Raw genomic sequence first — 22,962 nt, forward strand, 5'->3', positions numbered from 1 at the left:
GGGAGCGTAACCATGTCGGCATCGGTGACCCCGCTGGACGTCGCGGCGATCCGTGCGGACTTTCCCATCCTGAAGCGGGTGATGCGTGGTGGAAACCAGTTGGCGTACCTGGATTCCGGCGCCACGTCGCAACGCCCGCTGCAGGTACTCGACGCCGAGCGCGAATTTTTAGTCACCTCCAACGGCGCCGTGCATCGCGGCGCGCACCAGCTGATGGAAGAGGCTACCGACGCCTACGAACAGGGCCGCGCCGACATCGCGGCGTTCGTCGGCGCCGACACCGGCGAGCTGGTCTTCACCAAGAACGCCACCGAAGCGCTCAACCTGGTGTCCTATGTGCTGGGCGACAATCGGTTCGAGCACGCGGTGTCCGAGGGCGACGTCATCGTCACCACCGAGCTCGAGCACCACGCCAACCTGGTGCCGTGGCAAGAGCTGGCACGGCGCACCGGGGCCACGTTGCGCTGGTACGGCGTGACCGACGACGGGCGCATCGACCTGGACTCGCTGCGCCTCGACGAGCGGGTCAAGGTCGTCGCGTTCAGCCACCATTCCAACGTCACCGGCGCGCTTGGGCCGGTGGCCGAGCTGGTCGCCCGCGCCAAGAATGTGGGCGCGCTGACCGTGCTGGACGCGTGCCAATCGGTGCCGCACGAGCCGGTCGACTTCCACGCGCTCGGCGTAGACTTCGGCGCGTTCTCAGGGCATAAAATGCTGGGCCCCAACGGGATCGGCGTGCTGTACGGTCGCCGCGAGTTGCTGGAGGCGATGCCGCCGTTCCTCACCGGCGGTTCGATGATCGAGACCGTGGCGATGGAATCCTCCACCTACGACGCGCCGCCGCAGCGCTTCGAGGCCGGCACCCCGATGACGTCGCAGGTGGTCGGGCTGGCTGCCGCCACCCGCTATCTCCGCGACGTGGGCATGGAGGCCGTCGAAGCCCACGAACGCGAGCTGGTCGCCGCGACCATCGAGGGCCTCTCGGCGATCGACGCCGTGCGCATCGTCGGACCGACGTCGATGGAAAACCGTGGCTCGCCGGTGTCTTTCGTCGTCGACGGGGTGCACGCGCACGACGTCGGCCAGGTGCTCGACGACGCGGGTGTCGCGGTGCGCGTCGGACACCACTGCGCGTTGCCGCTGCACCGCAGGTTCGGCCTGGCCGCCACCGCACGGGCGTCGTTCGCGCTGTACAACACCGCCGACGAGGTCGACCGGTTGGTGGCCGGCGTGCGCCGGGCCGTGGACTTCTTCGGGAGAGACTGACCGTGCGTCTCGAGCAGATCTATCAGGACGTGATCCTCGATCACTACAAGCACCCGCAACACCGCGGACTGCGGGAGCCGTTCGGCGCGCAGGTCTTTCACGTCAACCCGGTGTGCGGTGACGAGGTCACGCTGCGGGTGACGTTGTCCGACGACGGCGAGACCGTCGCGGACGTCTCCTACGACGGGCAGGGCTGTTCGATCAGCCAGGCGGCCACCTCGGTGCTCACCCAGCAGGTGATCGGTCAGAGCGTCGGCGAGGCACTCAAGACCGTCACCGCGTTCACCGAGATGGTCGCCTCGAGGGGAACCGTCGAGGGTGACGAGGACGTCCTGGGCGACGGCATCGCGTTCGCCGGAGTGGCCAAATACCCGGCGCGGGTGAAATGCGCGCTGCTGGGCTGGATGGCTTTCAAAGACGCACTGGCGCAAGCTGTTACAGGCCTCAAGGAGGGTAGGGATGAGCGAAACCACCGCGCAGGATGACGAACTGCTCGCCGACGTCGAGGAGGCGATGCGCGATGTCGTCGACCCCGAACTGGGGATCAACGTGGTCGATCTCGGGCTGGTCTACGGCCTGAACGTCGAGGAGGGGGACGAAGGAACCGTCGCCCTGATCGACATGACGTTGACGTCGGCGGCCTGTCCGCTGACCGACGTCATCGAGGATCAGTCACGCAGCGCCCTGGTCGGCGCGGGCTTGGTCGACGACCTGCGGATCAACTGGGTGTGGAACCCGCCGTGGGGCCCGGACAAGATCACCGACGACGGGCGTGAACAACTGCGTGCCCTCGGCTTCACCGTCTGAGGCCCACCCCCGCCGCTAGATGTGGAACGGCAGGTGGGGGAGGTGCAGGTGGTGGTGCGGGCGGCCCATCGGCGGGCAGGCCTCCAAGCTGATCATGGTCGCATGCAGCACGCCGCCGTCCTGGGTTCCCTGCGCGCCCAAGCACTTTCCGTTCGTTATCGCCTGAGTGTCGGAAGGCGTTTGCCTCTTGTAAGAGGTCGAGTCGGTCACCGTCACATTGGTGGGCGTCGGTTGGGGACCCAAGCCGCTGACGGCGATGGTGTTACCCGCGACCGAGCTGACCGTGCCGAAAAAGCCGGTGGGCGGCGGGCACTTGCCGTCGACGGCCCCGGTGATCGTCACGGCTTGGGCGGTGATCCCGGCGCCGGTGGAAGCGCTCTGCGGGGTGGCACGCACGTTGACGCAACTGCCGGCGGTCACGTCGGTCAGCTTGGCCGGGGTCACGTCGACGACCCGGGTTGACGGCGTGAAGTCCACCGTCGCGGACCCGGTGCGGGTCCGCAGGGCGATCGTGCCGCCCGACACCGACTCGACGAGACCTTCGACGTAGTCCTTGGCCGCCGGGGGCGGTGGCGGTGCCGGGGTGGGCGCGGCGCTCGGGGCTGAGCTCGGCGGGAGCGCGGTGACGGTCGGCTTTCCGGGGCTGCTCGTGTTCGATGTGTTGTTCGAGGGGCCGCACATGGCGACGCCCACCACGATGGCGACAAGCACCGCGACGATCCCGAATTGCGCCAGCCGGGGTTTGCTCGAGATGGTAGGCATCGACGTTTTCTCCGATCCCCCGTTCAGCCTGCGCAACCGGATACCCACCGGAGCGCGGTTTCAGCTGTGCCCGCGCCCGATGTGAGCGCAATCACCCGTGCGGGGGCTTGCCCGGGCCCCCGCATTTACCGTCGTTGGCGCCCCGCAGCTTAATCGTCGTGGCCTGCAGCGTGCCGCCGTTGTCCAGGGTGCCGCGCGCGTTGACGCACTTGCCAGCTGCGATCGCGTCCGGTGTGGCGGTCGTCAGCTTGGAGTACTTGGTCTTGTCGTCGGTGGTGACGGTCGTCTGCGTGGTGTTGCCGCTGGCGTCGACGCCCGCGACGGTGATGCTGCCACCCGTCACCGAGGCGACCGAGCCGCGCAGCGGCTTGGGCTTGGCCGGCGCCGGCGTACCGGACGGTGGCGTGGTGGTGGAGCCCTGCGGCGACTCCTTGGGCGGCGGGCAGGTGCCGTTGACGGACGGGCTGACGCGCACGGACGCCGCGGTGACCGGCTGGTTGCCCTGGACTTCCTGGGTGGGCCGCACGCTGATGCAGCTGCCCGAGGTGACATCGCTGAGCGTGGCCGGGACGACCTCGGTGACCTTGGTCGTCGAGGTGAAGTTGACGGCGGCGTTGGTGTTGTCGTCCTTGGTGACCTGGATGGAATTGCCGGCCACCGACGCGATCAGGCCGTAGACCGAAGCCTCGCCCTGGGCGGGTGCCAGCGACGTGCTCGTCGACGTCACCGTCGACGTCGAGGTGGACGTCGAGGCCGGAGTCGAGTTGTTCGACGAGCCGCACGCCGCGGCGGACAGCGCGGCGGCGCCCGTGGCGGCGAGGATGGCGAACCGGGTAAGCGTGACAGGCATCAAGGTTTCTCCCCTCGTGAGTGGACCACGAAAGGGTGTACCCGTTTAAGCTGTGCCCGACCTGTGCGCGTTGCGCCGCTAGAACGCGTCCTCGGGGAGGCGCATGATCTCGTCGTCGATGGACTCGATGACGTGGCGCAGCGAGGTCAGCCGCGGAAGCATGTTCCTGGCGAAGAACGTCGCGGTCGCGACCTTGCCCTGATAGAACGCCTCGTCCTCCTTCGCGGGCCCGTTGGTCAGCGCGGCGTGGGCGATATCGGCCTGAGCCAGCAGGCGCCAGCCGATGAGCAGGTCGCCGATGGCCAACAGATATCGCACCGATCCCAGCCCGACCTTGTAGATGTCGGTGGGGTTCTGCGTGGCGGACATCAGGTATCCGGTGAGGGCTCCCGTCATCGCCGTGGCATCGTCCAGCGCGGTTTGCAGCAACTCGGCCAGCGGTTTGAGCGCCTCGTTACAGGTATCGATGGTGCGGCTGATCTGAGCCGTCACGAACTGCAGGGCCTCGCCGCGGTCACGGACGATCTTGCGGAAGAACAGGTCCAGCGCCTGGATGGCGGTGGTGCCCTCGTAGAGCGAATCGATTTTGGAATCGCGAATGTATTGCTCCAGCGGATAGTCGACCAGGAAGCCCGAGCCGCCCAGCGTTTGCAGCGACTCCGTCAGGAGCTCGTAAGCCCGTTCGGAACTCACCCCCTTGACGATGGGCAGCAGCAGGTCGTCCACCCGGTGCGCCATGTCGTGATCCGCGCCCGAAACCCGTTGCGCGACAGCATCGTCCTGATGCGCGGCCGCGTACAGGTACAGCGCCCGCAGGCCCTCGGCATACGCCTTCTGGGTCATCAGGCTGCGGCGCACATCGGGGTGGTGCATGATCGTGACCCGCGGCGCGGTCTTGTCGGCCATCTGGGTGAGATCCGCGCCCTGCACCCGTTCCTTGGCGAAAGCCAGCGCGTTGAGGTAGCCGGTCGACAAGGTGCCGGCGGCCTTGACGCCGATCGTCATGCGGGCGTGCTCGATCACGGTGAACATCTGCGCTATCCCGTTGTGCACGCCGCCCACCAGATAGCCGACGGCGGGCACATCCGTTGCGCCGAAAGTCATTTCGCACGTCGGAGAGGACTTGATGCCCATCTTGTGTTCCAGCCCGGTGGCGAAAACCCCGTTGCGGGGACCGAGTTCGAACGTGTCGGGATCGAAGAGGTAGTTGGGAACGTAGAACAGGCTCAACCCCTTGGTGCCCGGGCCGGCGCCTTCGGGCCGGGCCAGCACGAGGTGGAAGATGTTCTCGGCGGTGTTGCCCACGTCGCCGCCCGAGATGAACCGCTTGACCCCGTCGATATGCCAGGTGCCGTCCGGCTGTTCGACGGCCTTGGTGCGGCCGGCCCCGACGTCGGAGCCCGCGTCGGGTTCGGTGAGCACCATGGTGGATTGCCAGCCGCGCTCCACGCCGGCCGCCGCCCATCGCCGCTGCTGCTCGTCGCCCTCGATGTAGAGCGCCTGAGCCAGCACGGGACCCAGGTTGTAGAAGTTCGCGGAGGGATTGGCGCAGATGATCATCTCGTTGACGGCCCACGTCAGGGGCGTGGGCGCGGCCATGCCGCCGATCTCCTCGGCCAGCCCGAGGCGCCACCAGCCCGCCTCCTTGATGGCTTGCACCGTCTTGGCCAACTCGGGCGCCACGCTGATGGTGTGGCCCTGCGGATCGAATTCCGGCGGGTTGCGGTCGGCAAAGGCGAAGGATTCGGCGACCGGGCCCTCGGCGAGGCGAGCGGCCTCGGCCAATATCGTGCGGACCGTGTCGGCGTCGAGGTCGGCGTAGCTGCCGGTGCCGAGTACGGCGCCGACGTCGAGGACCTCGAACAGGTTGAACTCCAGGTCGCGCACGTTAGCGATGTAGTGGCCCAAGGCAATTCCCTCGCTGGTCGGATGGCGGGCGGATGGTCCGCCGTAAGTGTGTCCGACGTGGGAAAACGTACGCAACCGTAACCTTGCGGCGCGGGAACGGTGTGGGAACATCGGGGCCGCTCCGGGCGTTAGGCGAATTGTGACAACACGCGATCTCACCGCCGAGGTGTTCAACGAGACCATCGAGGGCAACGACATCGTCCTCGTCGACTTCTGGGCTTCGTGGTGCGGGCCATGCCGCCAGTTCGGGCCGACGTTCCAGGCATCGTCGGAGAAACACCCCGACATCGTGCACGCCAAGGTGGACACCGAAGCCGAACAACAGCTGGCCGCGGCCGCCCAGATCCGCTCCATCCCGACGCTGATGGCGTTCAAGAAGGGCAAGCTGCTCTTCAACCAGGCCGGGGCGCTGCCTCCCGCGGCGCTGGAGGACCTGGTGCAGCAAATCAAGGCCTTCGACGTCGACGCGGCCGAAGCCGAGCAAGGCTGACACCGCGGTTTTTCCGGGTCCGCGCTACCGTTCACGGGTGAGTTTGGTACTCGTTGAACAGCCGCGGCCCGGCGTCGCCCTGATAACCCTCAATCGCCCCGAGCGCATGAATTCCATGGCGTTCGACGTCATGGTGCCGCTCAAGGAGGCCCTGGAGAACGTCACCTACGACAACTCGGTGCGCGTGGTGGTGCTGACCGGCGCGGGCCGCGGGTTTTCCTCGGGAGCCGACCACAAATCCGCCGGCACGGTGCCGAACGTCGACGGCTTGACCCGCCCGACCTACGCGCTGCGCTCCATGGAAGTGCTCGACGACGTCATCCTGTCGCTGCGGCGGTTACACCAACCCGTGATCGCGGCGGTCAACGGCCCGGCGATCGGCGGTGGCCTGTGCCTGGCGCTGGCCGCCGACATCCGGGTGGCGTCGACCAACGCCTACTTCCGCGCCGCCGGCATCAACAACGGGCTGACCGCCAGCGAACTCGGGCTGAGCTACCTACTGCCCAGGGCCATCGGATCGTCGCGCGCGTTCGAGATCATGCTGACCGGCCGCGACGTCTCGGCCGAGGAAGCCGAACGCATCGGGCTGGTGTCGTGCCAGGTGCCGGAAGACCAGTTGCTGGACACCTGCTACGCGATCGCGGCCCGGATCGCGGCGTTCTCGCGGCCCGGAACCGAGTTGACCAAGCGCACACTCTGGAGTGGACTGGACGCCGGTAGCCTGGAAGGGCACATGCAAGCCGAGGGCTTGGGACAGCTTTTCGTCCGTCTGCTCACCGCCAACTTCGAAGAAGCGGTTGCCGCACGCGCAGAACGCCGCCCGCCGGTCTTCACCGACGACAAATAATCTTTCATGTCAGGAGAGCGATCGTGATCACCGCCACGGACCTCGAGGTCCGCGCCGGCGCGCGCATCTTGCTCTCACCCGACGGCCCGGATCTGCGGGTGCAGCCCGGCGACCGTATCGGGCTGGTCGGACGCAACGGCGCGGGCAAAACCACCACCTTGCGCATCCTGGCGGGCGAGAGCGAACCGTACGCCGGATCGGTCAGCCGGATCGGCGAAATCGGTTACCTGCCACAGGATCCCAAAGAGGGCGATCTCGACGTGCTGGCGCGCGACCGGGTGCTGTCGGCCCGCGGGTTGGACGTGTTGCTCACCGACCTGGAAAAGCAGCAAGCGTTGATGGCCGAGGTCGCCGACGACGACGCGCGCGATCGTGCGATCCGCCGCTACGGACAGCTCGAGGAGCGGTTCGTGGCGCTGGGCGGCTACGGCGCCGAAAGCGAAGCCGGCCGCATCTGCGCGAGTCTCGGCCTGCCGGAACGGGTGTTGACCCAGCAACTGCGCACCCTGTCCGGCGGGCAGCGCCGCCGCGTCGAACTGGCGCGCATCCTGTTCGCGGCGTCGGAAGGAGGAGCGGGTGCTTCAGGTTCACAGACCACGCTGCTGCTGGACGAGCCGACCAACCACCTCGACGCGGATTCGCTTGGCTGGCTGCGGGATTTCCTGCGGGCACACACCGGCGGGCTGGTGGTCATCAGCCACAACGTCGAATTGATTGCCGACGTCGTCAACCGGGTGTGGTTTCTGGATGCCGTGCGCGGCGAGGTCGACGTCTACAACATGGGCTGGCAGAAATATCTCGACGCCCGCGCCACCGACGAACAACGTCGCCGCCGCGAACGCGCCAACGCGGAACGCAAGGCCGCCGCGCTGCGTACGCAGGCCGCCAAACTGGGCGCCAAGGCCACCAAAGCCGTTGCCGCCCAAAACATGTTGCGCCGCGCCGACCGGATGATGGCCGCACTCGACGAGGAGCGGGTCGCCGAGAAGGTGGCCCGCATCAAATTTCCCACCCCGGCCGCGTGCGGCCGCACGCCGCTGGTGGCCACCGGGCTGGGCAAGTCCTACGGATCGCTGGAAGTGTTCACCGGTGTCGATCTGGCGATCGACCGCGGCTCGCGGGTTGTCGTGCTGGGGCTCAACGGCGCCGGCAAGACGACGCTGCTGCGGTTGCTGGCGGGCGTCGAGGACCCCGACACCGGCGGCCTCGAGCCGGGACACGGTTTGCGGATCGGGTATTTCGCGCAGGAGCACGACACCCTCGACGATGACGCGACGGTTTGGGAGAACATCCGGCATGCCGCACCGGATTCCGGTGAGCAGGACCTGCGCGGCCTGCTGGGGGCTTTCATGTTCAGCGGTGCGCAGCTCGACCAGGCGGCCGGCACCCTGTCCGGCGGGGAGAAGACCCGCCTCGCGCTGGCCGGGCTGGTGGCGTCCACGGCGAACGTGCTGTTGCTCGACGAGCCGACCAACAATCTCGACCCCGCGTCGCGCGAGCAGGTGCTCGACGCGCTGCGCAGCTATCGCGGCGCCGTGGTGCTGGTGACGCACGACCCCGGGGCGGCCGAGGCGCTCGATCCGCAACGTGTCGTGTTGTTGCCCGACGGCACCGAGGACTACTGGTCGGACGAGTATCGGGATCTGATCGAGCTGGCTTGATCTTGATGTGGCCGCGGCGGATTCGGCGAAACCGCCCACGCGGTCGACGATGGGTTCTTACCCTATGTGCTTGGGATCGTGTTCAAGCCTGGAGGGGCCCCAGTGAGAAAGTCGAAAAAGACGCGCGACCAGATGCTGCACGAGCTACGCAACGCCTATGAAGGCGGGGCGAGTATCCGCAACCTGGTTGCCACTACCGGCAGGTCGTACGGTTCGATTCACAGCATGCTGCTGGAGTCGGGCACCACGATGCGCAGCCGGGGCGGACCCAACCACACCTCGCGTTCCCGATAGACCCGCTGGGCGGGCCGAAGCGACGTAACGTCACTGCGATATTTCCTCCCCTCAGTCGCAGTGCCGTTACGCTCGCGGCCCAGAATCGTTGCGGCGCACCGAGTTCTCGACGAGGTCGAGGACCGCGGCCAGCCGCCGGGGATCCTCGCCGGACGCCAACCGCGCGACCAGTCCGTCGAGAACCAGTTCCAGGTAGCACTGCAAAACGTCGCCGGGCACGTCGTCGCGCACCCGGTGCGCTTCCTTCTGCCGGCGCAGCCGATCGGTCGTCGCCGCCGCCAGTTCGGCGGAGCGCTCCGCCCAGCCGCGGCTGAACGCCGGGTCGTTGCGCAGCTTGCGCGCGATCTCCAGTCGGGTGGCCAGCCAGTCGTACTGGTCGGGCGCGGCGAGCATGTCGCGCATCACCTGGATCAGGCCCTCGCGGGAGGCGACGTCGGCCATCCGCTCGGCATCCTCGTGCGCCAGCGCGAAAAACAGCGCGTCCTTGTCCCGGAAGTGGTGGAAGATCGCTCCGCGCGACATCCCGATCGCCTGTTCCAGCCGCCGCACGGTGGCTCGGTCGTAGCCGTGTTCGGCAAAGCAACGGCGAGCGCCGTCGAGGATCTGACGGCGGCGAGCCGCCAGATGGTCCTCGCTGACTTTTGGCACGGACAGGTCCGGGCTAGCCGGACTTGAGCATGTTGCGCAGCACGTACTGCAGGATGCCGCCGTTGCGGTAGTAGTCGGCCTCTCCGGGCGTGTCGATGCGCACCACCGCGTCGAACTCGATTGGATCGCCGCCGTCCTTGCTGGCCTTGACGTGCACCGTCTTTGGCGTCTTGCCGTCGTTGAGCGCCTCGATGCCGCTGATGTCGAAGACCTCGGTGCCGTCCAGCCCCAAGTCCTCGGCCGACTTCCCTTCGGGGAACTGCAGCGGGATGACTCCCATGCCGATCAGGTTGGAGCGGTGGATGCGCTCGAAGGATTCGGCGATCACCGCCCGCACGCCGAGCAGCAGCGTGCCCTTGGCCGCCCAGTCGCGTGAGGAACCCGACCCGTACTCCTTGCCGCCCAGCACGACCAGCGGAATGTCTTGGGCCGCATAGTTTTGCGCGGCGTCGTAGATGAACGCCTGCGGACCGTCGTCCTGGGTGAAGTCGCGGGTGTATCCGCCGGAAACATCATCCAGCAAGAGGTTGCGCAGCCTGATGTTGGCGAACGTGCCGCGAATCATCACCTCGTGGTTACCGCGCCGCGAGCCGAAGGAGTTGTAGTCCTTGCGGTCCACACCGTGCTCGTCGAGGTACTGCGCGGCCGGGGTGCCCGGCTTGATGCTGCCGGCGGGGGAGATGTGGTCGGTGGTCACCGAGTCACCCAGCAGCGCCAGCACCCGCGCGCCGCTGATGTCCTTCACCGGCTCGGGGTCCGCCGACATGCCCTCGAAGTAGGGCGGCTTGCGCACGTAAGTCGAATCTTGGTCCCACTCAAAGGTATTGCCGCTCGGCGTGGGCAGGTTGCGCCACCGCTCGTCACCCTTGAAGACGTCGGCGTAGTTCTTGGTGAACATCTCCTGGTTGATCGCGGAGGCGATGGTGTCCGAGACGTCCTTCTGCGACGGCCAGATGTCCTTGAGAAAGACGTCGTTGCCGTCCTCGTCCTGGCCGAGGGGCTCGGATTCGAAATCGAAGTCCATGGTCCCGGCCAGCGCGTAGGCGACGACCAGCGGCGGCGACGCGAGGTAGTTCATCTTCACGTCGGGGTTGATGCGGCCCTCGAAGTTGCGGTTGCCCGAGAGCACGGCCGCCACCGAGAGGTCGTTGTCGTTGATCGCCTTCGAGATCTCGTCGGGCAGCGGACCCGAGTTGCCGATGCAGGTGGTGCAGCCGTAGCCGACCAGATAGAAGCCGAGCTTCTCCAAATACGGCCACAGGCCGGCCTTCTCGTAGTAGTCGCTGACCACCTGCGAGCCCGGAGCCATCGAGGTCTTCACCCACGGCTTGGAGGCCAGCCCTTTCTCGACGGCGTTGCGGGCCAGCAGCGCCGCGCCCAGCATCACCTCAGGATTGGAGGTGTTGGTGCACGACGTGACCGCGGCGATCACCACCGCGCCGTGGTCGATCACGAACTCGCCGAATTCGTCGGACTTCACCGTCACCGGGGTGCTCACCCGTCCCTTGGCGTGCTTGGCGGCCGACTCCACCGGTTTGTGGTCGTCGGCGTGGCCGTTGTTCAGGGCGCCCGGGTCGCTGGCCGGGAACGTCTCGTCGACCATTTCGTCCAGCTTCGAGTAGTCCTTCTTGTCGGGATCGTCGCCGACATAGTCGCAAATCTGCTCGCGGAACGTGGATTTGGCGTCGGACAGCGCGATTCGGTCCTGCGGGCGCTTGGGCCCGGCGATTGACGGCACCACGTCGCCCAGGTCTAGCTCCAGGTATTCCGAGAACTCGGGCTCGTGCTTGGGGTCGTGCCACATGCCCTGCTCTTTGGCGTAGGCCTCGACCAGTGCGAGCTGCTCGGGCTTGCGGCCGGTGAACTTCAGGTAGTCGATGGTTTCCTGGTCGATCGGGAAAATCGCTGCGGTGGAGCCGAATTCGGGACTCATGTTGCCCAGGGTGGCGCGGTTGGCCAGCGGCACCTCGGCCACGCCTTCGCCGTAGAACTCGACGAACTTGCCGACGACGCCGTGCTTGCGCAGCATCTCGGTGACCGTCAGCACCACGTCGGTGGCCGTGACGCCGGCCTGAATCTCACCGGTCAGCTTGAAGCCGACGACGCGGGGAATCAGCATCGAGACCGGCTGGCCGAGCATCGCGGCCTCGGCCTCGATGCCACCCACGCCCCAGCCGAGGACGCCGAGGCCGTTGACCATCGTGGTGTGCGAGTCGGTGCCCACGACCGTATCGGGGTAGGCCACCCCGTCGCGTTCCATCACCACACTCGCCAGGTATTCGATGTTGACCTGGTGCACGATGCCGGTGCCCGGCGGCACCACCTTGAAGTCGTCGAATGCGCCCTGGCCCCAGCGCAGGAACTGGTAGCGCTCGCCGTTGCGCTCGTACTCGATCTCGACGTTGCGCTCGAACGCGTCGGCCCGGCCGAACAGGTCGGCGATCACCGAGTGGTCGATCACCAAATCGGCCGGTGCCAGCGGGTTGACCTTGTCCGCGTCGCCGCCCAGATCGCCGATCGCCTCGCGCATGGTGGCCAGGTCGACGATGCAGGGCACACCGGTGAAGTCCTGCATCACGACGCGCGCCGGCGTGTACTGGATCTCAATGCTGGGGTCCGCCTTGGGATCCCAGTTCGCGATGGCCTCGATGTGGTCCTTGGTGATGTTGCTGCCGTCCTCGTTGCGCAGCAGGTTCTCGGCGAGGACTTTGAGGCTGTAGGGGAGCTTTTCCGTGTTGGGGACGGCGTCGAGGCGATAGATCTGGTAACTCTTGTCGCCGACCTCGAGGTTGTCGCGGGCTTCGAATGAGTTCACAGAATCAGTCACTTCAACTCCCAAGATTTAGTTCTTTCCGCCGACGGGCCGTGTCGGCGTGCGGTGCTACTTTAACAGTACGCTTGTCCTGTATTAGAGCGGGTCCCGTACTTCCAGTCTTGTCGCGAGCGGCGCGCGTTTAAACCCCCTGCGGCTGCTTCAGTTGTAGGGCCGCGCGCCGAGACATAATCCACTGCGACTGGCGTCGGCGTGTCGTGTGCCTGGTTTATGTGTCGCGTACGGTGCGTGTAGCACTGGGCGAGCGGCGGCAGGAGGGACACGATGGGCGGACACGATTCCTTTGTTCTGCCGCTCTATATCCCGCAGGACGTCGACATGGCGGCGGTCAAGGCTCAGGTCGCGGCGACGGGGGTCAGCGCACCACCGGATGCGATACCCGGACTGCTGGGCATCGTCAATCAGGCGCACGCCGATGGCATCAACCTCAAGATCGTCCTGCTCGACCACAATCCCCCGAACGACACGCCCCTGCGCGACATCTCCACCGTGGTCGGCGCCGACTACCACGACGTCACGGTCCTCACGCTCAGCCCGAGCTACGTCGGCAGCTACAGCACGCACTTCCCGCGGGTGACGCTGGAGGCCGGCGAGGACATCGCGAAGACCGGCAATCCCACGGTCTCGGCGCAGCATTTTTTGAATGAGCTGAACGGCCCCGAATTCCCCTGGACCGGCCTGACGATCGCCTTGCTGATCGGGGTGCTCGCCGCGGCCGTCGGCACCCGGTTGCTGCAGCTGCGCGCGAAGCGATCAGCAACGTCGGCCCACGCCGCCGATCCTCAACCGGAAGAGCCGAGTCAGGGCGCTTAACCCGCCTTTCCGGCTCGACCGGTCTTCATGAGCGGGGTCTGCGCGTCTCCGCGGCAAACACCGCAGGTCACCGTTCGGTCACAGTAAACGCACTTCCCGAGTGCAGTTTGTTGCTTGCGTTTCCATAGCGTGTGGTGTGACGTACGGTGCAAATGATGCTCTTGTTGTCTTTGGCGCTTTCCGAGAAGTCTGTGATTTGCGTCGCCTGTCCGCGCTGAGCCATAGGAGACCGAGTCGAATGACACGTACCCCCCGTGGCTTCTCCGTGCGATCACTCGCCAGGCTGCTCCGGCCGGTCATTCCGTCGGTCGTGAGTGCCGCCCTGTTGGTCTGCACCCCGGGTCTGGCAAACGGCGATCCCAACGCGGACAAATTGGCCGCGCTGATCGCGAACGTCGCCAAGGCCAACCAGCGCATGGAAGACCTCAGCGCCGAAATCCAGACCGCGCAGGAAAGCGTCAACAAGGCTCTGGTCGACGTGGAGACGGCGCGGGACAACGAGACCGCCGCCCAACACGACCTCGACGCCAGTCAGCAGGGGGTCAAAGACGCCAACGCGGCGATCGCCGCGGCCCAGCGCCGCTTCAATACCTTTGCGGCGGCCACCTATATGAATGGGCCGTCGGGCGCCTACCTGACCGCGACCAGCCCCGACGACATCATCTCCACCGAAACCGCGGCGAGGACGCTGACCGCGAGCTCGCAAGCGGTGATGGACAACCTGCAGCGGGCGCGGACCGATCAGGTGAACAAGGAGTCGGCGGCGCGGCTGGCCAAACAGAAGGCGGACAAGGCCGCGGCCGATGCGAAGGCCAGCCAGGACGCCGCGGTGGCCGCGCTCACCGACTCGAAGCGCAAGTTCGACGAACAGCGTGCGGAGGCCAGTCGCCTGGCGGCCGAGCGTGATGAGGCGCAGGCCAAACTCCAGGAGGCCAGGCTCGCGGCCGCTCATTGGTCGGCAGGGACGGGCGCGCCGGGTGTCCCGGTGTCCGGCGACCGGTGGGACCCCGGTGCACCGGGCGGTGCGCCGCCGGCCGGCGGGCGCCGGTGGGACGGCTGGGATCCGACACTGCCGATGATCCCCAGCGCCAACGTCCCCGGTGACCCGATCGCGGTCATCAACCAGGTGCTGGGCATCTCGGCGACCTCGACGCAGGTCACCGCCGGCATGGGGCGCAGCTTCCTGCAGCAGCTGGGCATCCTCAAGCCCGACGACACCGGCATCACCAACGCCACCCCGAACGGCACCAGCCGCATCCCGCGGGTTTACGGCCGGCAGGCCAGCGAGTACGTGATCCGCCGCGGCATGTCGCAGATCGGCGTGCCCTACTCGTGGGGTGGCGGCAACGCCGCCGGGCCCAGCAAAGGAATCGACTCGGGGGCCGGGATCACCGGCTTCGACTGTTCGGGTCTGGTCTTGTACTCGTTCGCCGGGGTGGGCATCAAGCTGCCGCACTACTCGGGTTCGCAGTACAACCTGGGCCGCAAAATCCCGTCGTCACAGATGCGCCGCGGCGACGTCATCTTCTACGGCCCCAACGGCAGCCAGCACGTGACGATCTACCTCGGCGACGGCCAGATGCTCGAGGCCCCCGACATCGGGCTGAAGGTGCGCGTCGCGCCGGTGCGCACCAGCGGCATGACGCCCTACGTGGTGCGCTACATCGACTATTAACGAGGAGCTATGCGGCATAAGCGTTTTCGCGCAATCAACTTGGCTTCCAGGCTGTGGGTGCTCCCCGCCGTGGTGACCGGGCTGATGTTGTCTGTCGCCGCACCTGCTCCCATAGCTGGCGCCGATCCCGGCCCGTGGGACCCCACCCTGCCCGCCACCATCAGTGCCGGCGCGCCGGGAGATCCGCTCGCCGTCGCCAACCAGTCGCTGGCGGCCACCGCCCAGGCCACCCAGACCACGCTGGATCTGGGCAAGCAGTTTCTCGGCACCCTGGGGATCAACCTCGGCGGCGATCCCGCTCCGTCCGCCGCGCCCCCCACCAACCCCGGCGGCAAGATCCCGCGGGTCTACGGCCGGCAGGCCATCGAGTACGTGATCAAGCGCATGGGCTCGCAGATGGGCGTGCCCTACTCGTGGGGCGGCGGCTCGCTGGACGGCCCCAGCAAGGGCGTGGGCGACGGCGCCAACATCAACGGCTTCGATTGCTCGGGCCTGATGCGTTACGGCTTCGCCGGCGTCGGCGTGCTGATCCCGCGGTTCTCCGGCGACCAGTACAACGCCGGGCGTCACATTCCTCCCGGCGAGGCCAGGCGCGGCGACCTGATCTTCTACGGCCCCGGCGGCGGCCAGCACGTCACGATGTACCTGGGCAACGGCCAGATGTTGGAGGCATCCAGCCTCGCCGGCAAGGTTACGGTCAGCCCGGTTCGTACGCCCGGCATGACGCCGTTCCTGACTAGGATCATCGAGTACTGATCGCTGGCCAGCGAACGGCGGCGTCGACGGGAACCGGCAGGCCTGGAATAGTTGGACGAGGGCACGTCGCTGCCCGGCAGTCGTGTCCGATTGAACGTGGAGGGTTCTTGATGACATCAGCAGGTGGGCCGCCCCCGGGCGCCAGCGGTTACTCGGGCCAGGGCGGGCAATCCGGCTCGCCGGCCCATCAGGCGCCCTCGGGCGGCGGCGCCGACGGATTGGCCGCCGAGGTACACACGCTCGAACGCGCCATCTTCGAGGTCAAGCGGATCATCGTCGGCCAGGACCAACTGGTGGAGCGGATGCTGGTCGGCCTGCTGTCCAAGGGGCATGTGCTGCTCGAGGGTGTTCCCGGCGTGGCCAAGACGCTGGCCGTGGAGACGTTCGCGCGCGTGGTCGGCGGGACGTTCGCCCGCATCCAGTTCACGCCCGACCTGGTGCCCACCGACATCATCGGTACCCGCATCTACCGGCAGGGCAAGGAGGAGTTCGACACCGAACTCGGTCCGGTGGTGGTCAACTTCCTGCTCGCCGACGAGATCAACCGTGCGCCGGCGAAGGTGCAGTCGGCGCTGCTGGAGGTCATGCAGGAACGGCACGTGTCGATCGGCGGCAAGACCTTCCCGCTGCCCAACCCGTTCCTGGTGATGGCCACGCAGAACCCGATCGAGCACGAGGGTGTCTACCCGTTGCCCGAGGCGCAGCGGGACCGCTTCCTGTTCAAGATCAACGTCGGCTATCCGTCGCCGGAAGAGGAGCGGGAGATCATCTACCGGATGGGGGTGACCCCGCCGCAGCCCAAGCAGATCCTGGCCACCGGCGACCTAGTGCGCCTTCAGGACATCGCGGCCAACGTCTTCGTCCACCACGCGCTCGTCGACTACGTGGTGCGCGTGGTCACCGCCACCCGTCACCCCGAGCAGCTCGGCATGAACGACGTCAAGGCCTGGGTCTCTTTCGGGGCGTCGCCGCGTGCGTCGCTGGGCATCATCGCCGGCGCGCGCTCGCTGGCGCTGGTGCGGGGCCGCGACTACGTGATCCCGCAGGACGTCGTCGAGGTCATTCCCGACGTGCTGCGCCACCGGTTGGTGCTGACCTACGATGCGCTCGCCGACGAGATCTCGCCGGAGATCGTGATCAACCGCGTCCTGCAGACCGTCGCCCTGCCGCAGGTGAATGCCGTTCCCCAGCAAGGTCATTCGGTACCCCCGGTGATGCAGACCGTGGCGGCTAGCGGTCGGTGACCGATCCCAAACCGACGCGCGCGGTCGTCCATCCGCCGTCATTCGAGCGCGGGCAGATCGACGACCCGAAGCTGGCGGCGGCGCTGCGCAACCTCGAGCTGACCGTCAAGCGCAAGCTCGACGGTGTCCTGCACGGCGACCACCTCGGCCTGATTCCGGGACCGGGATCGGAGCCGGGGGAGTCGCGGGAGTACCAGCCCGGCGACGACGTCCGGCGGATGGACTGGGCCGTCACGGCGCGCACCACGCATCCGCACGTCCGGCAGATGATCGCCGACCGCGAACTGGAGACCTGGCTGGTGATCGACATGTCGGCCAGCCTGGACTTCGGCACCACGGTCTGCGAGAAACGCGACCTGGCGGTCGCGGCCGCGGCGGCGATCACGTTCCTCAACAGCGGCGGCGGCAACCGGATCGGCGCGATCGTCGCCACCGGCGCGACCATCACCCGAGTGCCGGCCCGCTCGGGACGCCAGCACGAGCAGACGCTGTTGCGGACCATCGCGACGACCCCCAAGGCGCCCGTCGGGGTGCGGGGGGACCTGGCGACCGCGATCGACGCGCTGCGCCGGCCCGAACGCCGTCGTGGAATGGCCGTGATCATCAGCGATTTCCTCGGGCCGATCAACTGGATGCGCCCGCTGCGGGCGATCGCGGCGCGCCACGAGGTGTTGGCCGTCGAGGTGCTCGATCCCCGCGATGTCGAACTGCCCGACGTCGGTGATGTCGTGCTGCAGGACGCCGAAACCGGGGTCACCCGCGAATTCACCATCGACGCTCAGCTGCGTGACGACTTCGCCAAGGCGGCGGCGGCGCATCGCACCGAGGTGTCTCGCACGATCCGTGGTTGCGGCGCACCGGTTTTGACGCTGCGCACCGACCGGGACTGGATCGCCGACATCGTTCGCTTCGTCGAGTCCCGCCGCCGCGGGGCGATGGCGGGCCGCCAGTGACGCTGCCGCTGTTCGGCCCGATGTCGTTGTCCGGCTTCGAACACGCGTGGTTTTTTCTGTTCTTTTTCGTGGTGTTCGGCTTGGCCGCGCTGTATGTCCTGATGCAGTTGGCGCGCCAGCGCCGGATGCTGCGGTTCGCCAACATGGAGCTGCTGGAAAGCGTCGCCCCGAAGCGGCCCGCCAACTGGCGGCATGTGCCGGCGATCCTGCTGGTGGCCTCGCTGGTGCTGTTCACCATCGCGATGGCGGGGCCGACGAACGACGTCCGGATCCCGCGCAACCGCGCGGTGGTGATGCTGGTGATCGACGTGTCGCAGTCCATGCGGGCCAACGACGTGCAGCCCAACCGGATGGCGGCCGCGCAAGAGGCGGCCAAGCAGTTCGCCGACGAGCTGACCCCGGGAATCAACCTCGGGCTGATCGAATATGCCGGGACCGCCACGGTGTTGGTACAACCGACGACCAACCGGGAGGCGACCAAGAACGGGCTGGACAAGCTGCAGTTCGCCGACCGCACCGCCACGGGAGAGGGCATCTTCACCGCGCTGCAGGCCATCGCGACGGTCGGCGCGGTGATCGGCGGTGGGGACAAACCGCCACCGGCGCGCATCGTGTTGTTCTCCGACGGCAAGGAGACGATGCCGACCAACCCGGACAATCCGAAGGGCGCCTTCACCGCCGCGCGCACCGCCAAGGACCAGGGCGTGCCGATCTCGACGATTTCTTTCGGCACCCCGTACGGCTTCGTCGAGATCAACGACCAGCGCCAGCCGGTGCCCGTTGACGACTCCACGATGAAAAAGGTCGCCGAGCTATCCGGTGGAAGTTGGTACAACGCAGGCAGCTTGGAGGAACTGAAGTCCGTGTACGCGACGCTGCAGCAGCAGATCGGCTACGAGACGATCCGGGGCGACGCGAGTGTGGGCTGGCTGCGGCTGGGTGCGTTGGTGCTGGCGCTGGCGGGTTTGGCGGCGCTGCTGATCAACCGCCGCCTGCCGACTTAGGTTTCGCGCCGAGCGTCCACCACGGGAGGTGCCGAACCGGGGGAGATTTCAGCCTCGCCGCAGCGAGACGCTAAGTTGGCCGGGTGACTGACACAGCCACTGAGAAGGCCGCCGAGATCGCCGCCGAGGGCGGCAAACCCGCGTTCGTATCCCGTTCCGTCCTGGTGACGGGCGGAAACCGGGGGATCGGTCTGGCCATCGCGCAGCGGCTGGCCGCCGACGGCCACAAGGTGGCCATCACGCATCGCGGATCCGGGGCGCCCGAGGGGTTGTTCGGCGTGGAGTGCGACGTCACCGACAACGACGCCGTCGATCGCGCCTTCAAAGAGGTCGAAGAGCACCAGGGCCCGGTCGAGGTGCTGGTGTCCAACGCAGGCATCTCGGCTGACGCGTTCCTCATCCGGATGACCGAGGAGAGGTTCCAGAAGGTCATCGACGCCAACCTCACCGGGGCGTTCCGGGTGACCCAGCGGGCCTCGCGCAGCATGCAGAAAAAGCGGTTCGGCCGGATCATCTACGTGGGCTCGGTCTCCGGCAGCTGGGGCATCGGCAACCAGGCCAACTACGCGGCCTCCAAGGCCGGCCTGGTCGGCATGGCCCGCTCGATCTCCCGGGAATTGTCCAAGGCCGGGGTGACCGCGAATGTGGTTGCCCCCGGCTACATCGACACCGAGATGACCCGCGCACTGGACGAGCGGATTCAGGCGGGCGCACTGGAATTCATTCCGGCGAAGCGGGTTGGCACCGCCGCCGAGGTCGCCGGGGTGGTCAGCTTCCTGGCGTCCGAGGACGCGAGCTACATCGCTGGTGCGGTGATCCCGGTCGACGGCGGCATGGGCATGGGCCACTGAAGGCCCCGAGACATTAAGGACGGACATGACAGGACTGCTCGAAGGCAAACGGGTTCTCGTCTCCGGGATCATCACCGACTCGTCGATCGCGTTCCACATCGCAAAGGCGGCGCAGGAGGCCGGAGCGCAGTTGGTGCTCACCGGATTCGACCGGTTGCGCCTGATCCAGCGCATCGCCGACCGGCTTCCGGAGAAGGCCCCGCTGATCGAACTCGACGTGCAGAACCAGGAGCACCTGGACAGCCTGGCCGAGCGGGTGACGGCCGAAATCGGCGAGGGCAACAAGCTCGACGGAGTCGTGCACTCGATCGGGTTCATGCCGCAGACCGGGATGGGCATCAACCCGTTCTTCGACGCGCCCTACGAGGATGTCTCCAAGGGCATCCACATCTCCGCGTACTCGTACGCTTCGTTGGCCAAGGCGCTGCTGCCGATCATGAACCCCGGTGGCTCCATCGTCGGTATGGACTTCGACCCGACCCGGGCGATGCCGGCCTATAACTGGATGACGGTCGCCAAGAGCGCGCTGGAATCGGTCAACCGGTTCGTGGCGCGCGAGGCCGGCAAGTTCGGCGTGCGGTCCAATCTCGTTGCCGCGGGCCCGATCCGGACGCTCGCGATGAGCGCGATCGTGGGCGGAGCGCTTGGCGAGGAGGCCGGCGCCCAGATGCAGCTGCTGGAGGAGGGCTGGGACCAGCGCGCACCGATCGGCTGGAACATGAAGGATCCGACGCCGGTCGCCAAGACGGTCTGCGCGGTGCTGTCCGAGTGGCTGCCGGCGACCACCGGAACCATCATCTACGCCGACGGCGGCGCCAGCACCCAATTGCTCTAGACGGCAATGGAATTCGATGCGGTCCTGCTGCTGTCGTTCGGCGGACCGGAGGGGCCGGAGCAGGTCCGTCCATTTCTGGAGAATGTCACCCGCGGCCGGAATGTGCCGCCCGAGCGGCTGGACGACGTCGCCGAGCACTACCTGCATTTCGGTGGGGTATCGCCGATCAACGGCATCAACCGGGAGCTGATCACGCAGCTTCAGGCCGAGCAGGACCTGCCGGTCTATTTCGGCAACCGCAACTGGGAACCCTACGTCGAAGAGTCCGTTGCGACGATGCGGGACAACGGTATTCGTCGTGCTGCGGTGTTCACCACGTCGGCGTGGAGCGGTTACTCCGGTTGCACGCAGTATGTGGAGGACATTGCCCGGGCCCGGCGGGTCACCGGCCCGGGGGCGCCCGAGTTGGTGAAACTGCGGCCGTACTTCGACCATCCGCTTTTCGTCGAGATGTTCGCCGACGCCATCGCGGCGGCCGCCGGCACCCTGCCCGCCGGGCTACGCGGCGACGCGCGGCTGGTGTTCACCGCACATTCGGTCCCGGTGGCCGCCGACCAGCGCTGCGGCCCGCAGCTCTATAGCCGCCAAGTCGCCTACGCCGCAAGGCTGGTCGCGGCGGCCGCCGGATACAGCGACTACGACCTGGCGTGGCAGTCCCGATCGGGCCCGCCCCAGGTACCGTGGCTGCAACCCGACGTCGCCGACCATCTCACGATGCTGGCCACCGGGGGCACCGGGGCCGTCATCGTCTGCCCAATCGGGTTCGTCTCCGACCACATCGAGGTGGTCTGGGATCTCGACCACGAATTGCGATCACAAGCCGAGGCGACGGGGATGGCGTTCGCCCGCGCCACGACCCCGAACGCCGATCGCCGATTCGCCCGGCTGGCCGCGGGGTTGATCGACGAACTCCGGTTCGACCGTGCGCCGGCCCGGGTGAGTGGGCCCGATCCGGTGCCCGGCTGCCTCGCCAGCATGAACGGCGAGCCGTGCCGTCCGCCGCATTGCGTTGCGGCGGAATACGGTTAGTCGTCCCAGGCCGAGTGCAGGATCGCGTTGACCGCGGCGATCCGCGCCGAACGCACCACCGCGGTCAGCGGACGCAGCGCATCGCTGGCGATCCGAGCCTCCGACGACGACCGCGGGCCGGCGGCTCCGGGCGATCGGCTGAGCCCGGCACTGACGGCGATGATCGCGTCGACGTGCGCGGCGTTCTCCAGCACCCGCAACGCGCGGGACGGCGCATGCTCCGGAATCCGGTGGTGCCTGGTGGATTCCAGTAGCTGCTCGACAAGCCCGCGCGGATCGTCGACATCGGCCGCGGCGGATCCCAGGCCGATGGCGCCCAGTGCATCGGCGGCCGAGCGCACGGCCGACCGCAACGCGTATTCGGCGTCGCCCAGCTCGTGGTGGTCGAACACGGGCGCGCCCGGCAGCGAGTACACCGTCCACGACAATGCGGACAGTTCGGGCAAGGCCGGCTCATTGTCGACGGTGTCGTCCTCGGCATCGACGTAGCGGAATTCGGGCACGAGGCCGACGGCCGTGGCGGGATCGTCGGGGTTGCTGACGATCACCGCCTCGCCAGCGGCCAGGGCATCGTGCTCGAACTGGGTGCCCGCGGCCAGCCCGCGCACGTCGCCGGGCACCGGCAAAACCATGTTGATCGTGCCGCGCAACCCGCGCGGGGCAGCCACCGGCGTCGTCGGCCGCCCGACCGCGGCGCGCAGCGTCTGCAACAACGAGACCGTTCCGGCGTCGTGGACCTCGGGCCAAGGCAGCCCGGTGTGGCCCGCGGCCACGGCATCATACGCGGTTACCGATTGCTTTGGTGCCCAAAGGGATAACGCGTCCAAAACGTCGTCGGGCGCGGCCCTGCCCGCGAGCCAGGCGTTGGCCCACAGGGACAGGGAAACACTCGGACACCACATGATCTCGCAGTGTAGTTGTTTGGCCCGGCAAAGGCCGATCACGCGTATTCTGGCCGCATGGCGGTCGCTGTGATCTGGCTAATATTCGCGCTGGTGCTGGCCGGCGCGGAGGCGCTCAGCGGCCATATGTTCTTGCTGATGCTCGGCGGCGGTGCGCTGGCCGCGTCGGCAACCAGCTGGCTGACGGATGCGCCGCTCTGGGTCGACGGGGCCGTGTTCTTGATCGTGTCGGTGCTACTGCTCGCGCTGGTGCGGCCGGCGTTGCGGCGGCGGCTGACACCCCCGGAGACGTTGCCGACGGGCATCAAGGCGCTGGAGGGCAAAAGCGCGCTGGTGCTCGATCGGATCGCCCGCGACCAGGGCCGGGTGAAACTCGACGGCCAGGTTTGGACGGCTCGCCCTCTCAACGACAGTGATGTCTACGAACCCGGTGAGTCGGTGACCGTCACGCACATCGACGGCGCTACGGCGGTGGTTTTCAGACACGTGTAGCCCGTCGACATAGACGCTGCGAGAAACGCTGCGAGAGAAAGG

At 67.4% G+C, this 22,962-nt stretch carries 22 protein-coding genes and 1 pseudogene; 17 read left to right on the forward strand and 6 right to left on the reverse strand.

Features of this window, described 5'->3' with window-relative positions; translation table 11 throughout:
• The first annotated feature begins 12 nt into the window (after positions 1-12).
• Genes ACQI5H_RS00520 through ACQI5H_RS00530 form a run of 3 tightly spaced genes read left to right on the forward strand, consistent with a single transcriptional unit; the run spans position 13 to position 2,073 of the window.
• Positions 13-1,266 (forward strand): cysteine desulfurase, encoded by a 1,254-nt coding sequence (locus ACQI5H_RS00520; RefSeq protein ID WP_427077490.1) that lies wholly within the window; start codon positions 13-15, stop codon positions 1,264-1,266.
• The gene (sufU, locus tag ACQI5H_RS00525; RefSeq protein ID WP_427077650.1) at positions 1,263-1,751 is read left to right on the forward strand and encodes a Fe-S cluster assembly sulfur transfer protein SufU; all 489 of its coding nucleotides are present in this window, start codon (positions 1,263-1,265) and stop codon (positions 1,749-1,751) included. The genes ACQI5H_RS00520 and sufU overlap by 4 nt, the downstream gene beginning before the upstream one ends.
• Positions 1,726-2,073, forward strand: a complete 348-nt coding sequence (locus ACQI5H_RS00530; protein WP_076124873.1) for a metal-sulfur cluster assembly factor — start codon at positions 1,726-1,728, stop codon at positions 2,071-2,073. Before sufU ends, ACQI5H_RS00530 begins: the two co-directional genes overlap by 26 nt.
• A gap of 15 nt (positions 2,074-2,088) precedes the next feature.
• On the opposite strand, the gene ACQI5H_RS00535 is transcribed toward ACQI5H_RS00530, so the two are convergent.
• The 3 genes from ACQI5H_RS00535 to ACQI5H_RS00545 all read right to left on the reverse strand — a co-directional run bounded on the left by ACQI5H_RS00535 (position 2,089) and on the right by ACQI5H_RS00545 (position 5,593).
• Positions 2,089-2,835, reverse strand: coding sequence for a DUF5666 domain-containing protein (locus tag ACQI5H_RS00535; RefSeq protein WP_427077491.1), 747 nt, complete (start codon positions 2,833-2,835; stop codon positions 2,089-2,091).
• A gap of 91 nt (positions 2,836-2,926) precedes the next feature.
• Entirely contained in the window at positions 2,927-3,685 is a 759-nt protein-coding gene (locus tag ACQI5H_RS00540; RefSeq protein WP_427077492.1) for a DUF5666 domain-containing protein, read from the reverse strand.
• Positions 3,686-3,763: 78 nt separating this feature from the next.
• Complete coding sequence (locus ACQI5H_RS00545; RefSeq protein ID WP_427077493.1) at positions 3,764-5,593, reverse strand: acyl-CoA dehydrogenase; 1,830 nt, start codon at positions 5,591-5,593, stop codon at positions 3,764-3,766.
• 139 nt (positions 5,594-5,732) lie between these two features.
• Here ACQI5H_RS00545 and trxA point away from each other — a divergent pair, with 139 nt between their 5' ends.
• The 4 genes from trxA (at position 5,733) to ACQI5H_RS00565 (ending at position 8,885) form a co-directional block, all read left to right on the forward strand.
• Positions 5,733-6,083 carry a thioredoxin gene (gene trxA, locus ACQI5H_RS00550; protein WP_076062904.1) on the forward strand — a complete coding sequence of 117 codons (351 nt, stop codon included), beginning with the start codon at positions 5,733-5,735 and terminating at the stop codon, positions 6,081-6,083.
• A gap of 37 nt (positions 6,084-6,120) precedes the next feature.
• On the forward strand, positions 6,121-6,930 hold the full coding sequence (locus tag ACQI5H_RS00555; protein WP_427077494.1) for an enoyl-CoA hydratase: 810 nt from the start codon (positions 6,121-6,123) through the stop codon (positions 6,928-6,930).
• Between the two features lie 23 nt (positions 6,931-6,953).
• Positions 6,954-8,591: an ABC-F family ATP-binding cassette domain-containing protein gene (locus tag ACQI5H_RS00560; protein WP_427077495.1), complete on the forward strand. Its 1,638-nt coding sequence runs from the start codon at positions 6,954-6,956 to the stop codon at positions 8,589-8,591.
• Between the two features lie 102 nt (positions 8,592-8,693).
• Positions 8,694-8,885, forward strand: a complete 192-nt coding sequence (locus ACQI5H_RS00565; protein WP_076062898.1) for a helix-turn-helix domain-containing protein — start codon at positions 8,694-8,696, stop codon at positions 8,883-8,885.
• 66 nt (positions 8,886-8,951) lie between these two features.
• Here the strand turns inward: ACQI5H_RS00565 and ACQI5H_RS00570 are convergent, their stop codons facing one another.
• Positions 8,952-9,533, reverse strand: a complete 582-nt coding sequence (locus ACQI5H_RS00570) for a TetR/AcrR family transcriptional regulator (protein WP_076115746.1) — start codon at positions 9,531-9,533, stop codon at positions 8,952-8,954.
• Positions 9,534-9,546: 13 nt separating this feature from the next.
• Positions 9,547-12,360: an aconitate hydratase gene (locus tag ACQI5H_RS00575; RefSeq protein WP_427077496.1), complete on the reverse strand. Its 2,814-nt coding sequence runs from the start codon at positions 12,358-12,360 to the stop codon at positions 9,547-9,549.
• 270 nt (positions 12,361-12,630) lie between these two features.
• Between ACQI5H_RS00575 and ACQI5H_RS00580 the strand changes: the two genes are divergently transcribed.
• The 9 genes and pseudogenes from ACQI5H_RS00580 to ACQI5H_RS00620 all read left to right on the forward strand — a co-directional run bounded on the left by ACQI5H_RS00580 (position 12,631) and on the right by ACQI5H_RS00620 (position 21,557).
• On the forward strand, positions 12,631-13,179 hold the full coding sequence (locus ACQI5H_RS00580; RefSeq protein ID WP_427077497.1) for a DUF6676 family protein: 549 nt from the start codon (positions 12,631-12,633) through the stop codon (positions 13,177-13,179).
• 238 nt (positions 13,180-13,417) lie between these two features.
• On the forward strand, positions 13,418-14,854 hold the full coding sequence (gene ripA, locus ACQI5H_RS00585) for an NlpC/P60 family peptidoglycan endopeptidase RipA (RefSeq protein WP_427077498.1): 1,437 nt from the start codon (positions 13,418-13,420) through the stop codon (positions 14,852-14,854).
• A gap of 9 nt (positions 14,855-14,863) precedes the next feature.
• A complete protein-coding gene (gene ripB / locus ACQI5H_RS00590) occupies positions 14,864-15,610 on the forward strand; it encodes an NlpC/P60 family peptidoglycan endopeptidase RipB (protein ID WP_427077499.1) in 747 nt (248 codons plus the stop codon).
• A 110-nt stretch (positions 15,611-15,720) separates the two neighbouring features.
• Positions 15,721-16,854, forward strand: a complete 1,134-nt coding sequence (locus ACQI5H_RS00595; RefSeq protein ID WP_427077500.1) for an AAA family ATPase — start codon at positions 15,721-15,723, stop codon at positions 16,852-16,854.
• Positions 16,851-17,807 carry a DUF58 domain-containing protein gene (locus ACQI5H_RS00600; RefSeq protein WP_427077501.1) on the forward strand — a complete coding sequence of 319 codons (957 nt, stop codon included), beginning with the start codon at positions 16,851-16,853 and terminating at the stop codon, positions 17,805-17,807. Before ACQI5H_RS00595 ends, ACQI5H_RS00600 begins: the two co-directional genes overlap by 4 nt.
• Complete coding sequence (locus ACQI5H_RS00605; protein ID WP_427077502.1) at positions 17,804-18,811, forward strand: VWA domain-containing protein; 1,008 nt, start codon at positions 17,804-17,806, stop codon at positions 18,809-18,811. The genes ACQI5H_RS00600 and ACQI5H_RS00605 overlap by 4 nt, the downstream gene beginning before the upstream one ends.
• Before the next feature lie 83 nt (positions 18,812-18,894).
• Positions 18,895-19,662: a 3-oxoacyl-ACP reductase FabG1 gene (fabG1, locus tag ACQI5H_RS00610; protein WP_427077503.1), complete on the forward strand. Its 768-nt coding sequence runs from the start codon at positions 18,895-18,897 to the stop codon at positions 19,660-19,662.
• Positions 19,663-19,687: 25 nt separating this feature from the next.
• Positions 19,688-20,497 (forward strand): NADH-dependent enoyl-ACP reductase InhA, encoded by an 810-nt coding sequence (gene inhA, locus ACQI5H_RS00615; RefSeq protein WP_427077504.1) that lies wholly within the window; start codon positions 19,688-19,690, stop codon positions 20,495-20,497.
• Positions 20,498-20,503: 6 nt separating this feature from the next.
• A pseudogene (locus ACQI5H_RS00620) lies at positions 20,504-21,557 on the forward strand (ferrochelatase).
• On the opposite strand, the gene ACQI5H_RS00625 reads toward ACQI5H_RS00620, so the two are convergent.
• Complete coding sequence (locus tag ACQI5H_RS00625; protein WP_427077505.1) at positions 21,523-22,428, reverse strand: hypothetical protein; 906 nt, start codon at positions 22,426-22,428, stop codon at positions 21,523-21,525. The pseudogene ACQI5H_RS00620 and the gene ACQI5H_RS00625 overlap by 35 nt on opposite strands.
• A gap of 57 nt (positions 22,429-22,485) precedes the next feature.
• Between ACQI5H_RS00625 and ACQI5H_RS00630 the strand changes: the two genes are divergently transcribed.
• Complete coding sequence (locus ACQI5H_RS00630) at positions 22,486-22,920, forward strand: NfeD family protein (protein ID WP_427077506.1); 435 nt, start codon at positions 22,486-22,488, stop codon at positions 22,918-22,920.
• Positions 22,921-22,962 lie beyond the last annotated feature (42 nt).

It is taken from the genome of Mycobacterium heidelbergense (assembly GCF_050205645.1).
Classification (GTDB): Bacteria; Actinomycetota; Actinomycetes; order Mycobacteriales; family Mycobacteriaceae; genus Mycobacterium; species Mycobacterium heidelbergense_A.

Excerpts from the sequence above, each read along its gene's own strand:
- ACQI5H_RS00520 (WP_427077490.1), top strand. The coding sequence starts at position 13 with ATGTCGGCATCGGTGACCCCGCTGGACGTCGCGGCGATCCGTGCGGAC.
- ACQI5H_RS00530 (WP_076124873.1), top strand. The coding sequence starts at position 1,726 with ATGAGCGAAACCACCGCGCAGGATGACGAACTGCTCGCCGACGTCGAG.
- ACQI5H_RS00535 (WP_427077491.1), bottom strand. The coding sequence starts at position 2,835 with ATGCCTACCATCTCGAGCAAACCCCGGCTGGCGCAATTCGGGATCGTC.
- ACQI5H_RS00540 (WP_427077492.1), bottom strand. The coding sequence starts at position 3,685 with ATGCCTGTCACGCTTACCCGGTTCGCCATCCTCGCCGCCACGGGCGCC.
- ACQI5H_RS00580 (WP_427077497.1), top strand. The coding sequence starts at position 12,631 with ATGGGCGGACACGATTCCTTTGTTCTGCCGCTCTATATCCCGCAGGAC.
- ripA (WP_427077498.1), top strand. The coding sequence starts at position 13,418 with ATGACACGTACCCCCCGTGGCTTCTCCGTGCGATCACTCGCCAGGCTG.
- ripB (WP_427077499.1), top strand. The coding sequence starts at position 14,864 with ATGCGGCATAAGCGTTTTCGCGCAATCAACTTGGCTTCCAGGCTGTGG.
- ACQI5H_RS00595 (WP_427077500.1), top strand. The coding sequence starts at position 15,721 with ATGACATCAGCAGGTGGGCCGCCCCCGGGCGCCAGCGGTTACTCGGGC.
- inhA (WP_427077504.1), top strand. The coding sequence starts at position 19,688 with ATGACAGGACTGCTCGAAGGCAAACGGGTTCTCGTCTCCGGGATCATC.
- ACQI5H_RS00625 (WP_427077505.1), bottom strand. The coding sequence starts at position 22,428 with ATGTGGTGTCCGAGTGTTTCCCTGTCCCTGTGGGCCAACGCCTGGCTC.
- ACQI5H_RS00630 (WP_427077506.1), top strand. The coding sequence starts at position 22,486 with ATGGCGGTCGCTGTGATCTGGCTAATATTCGCGCTGGTGCTGGCCGGC.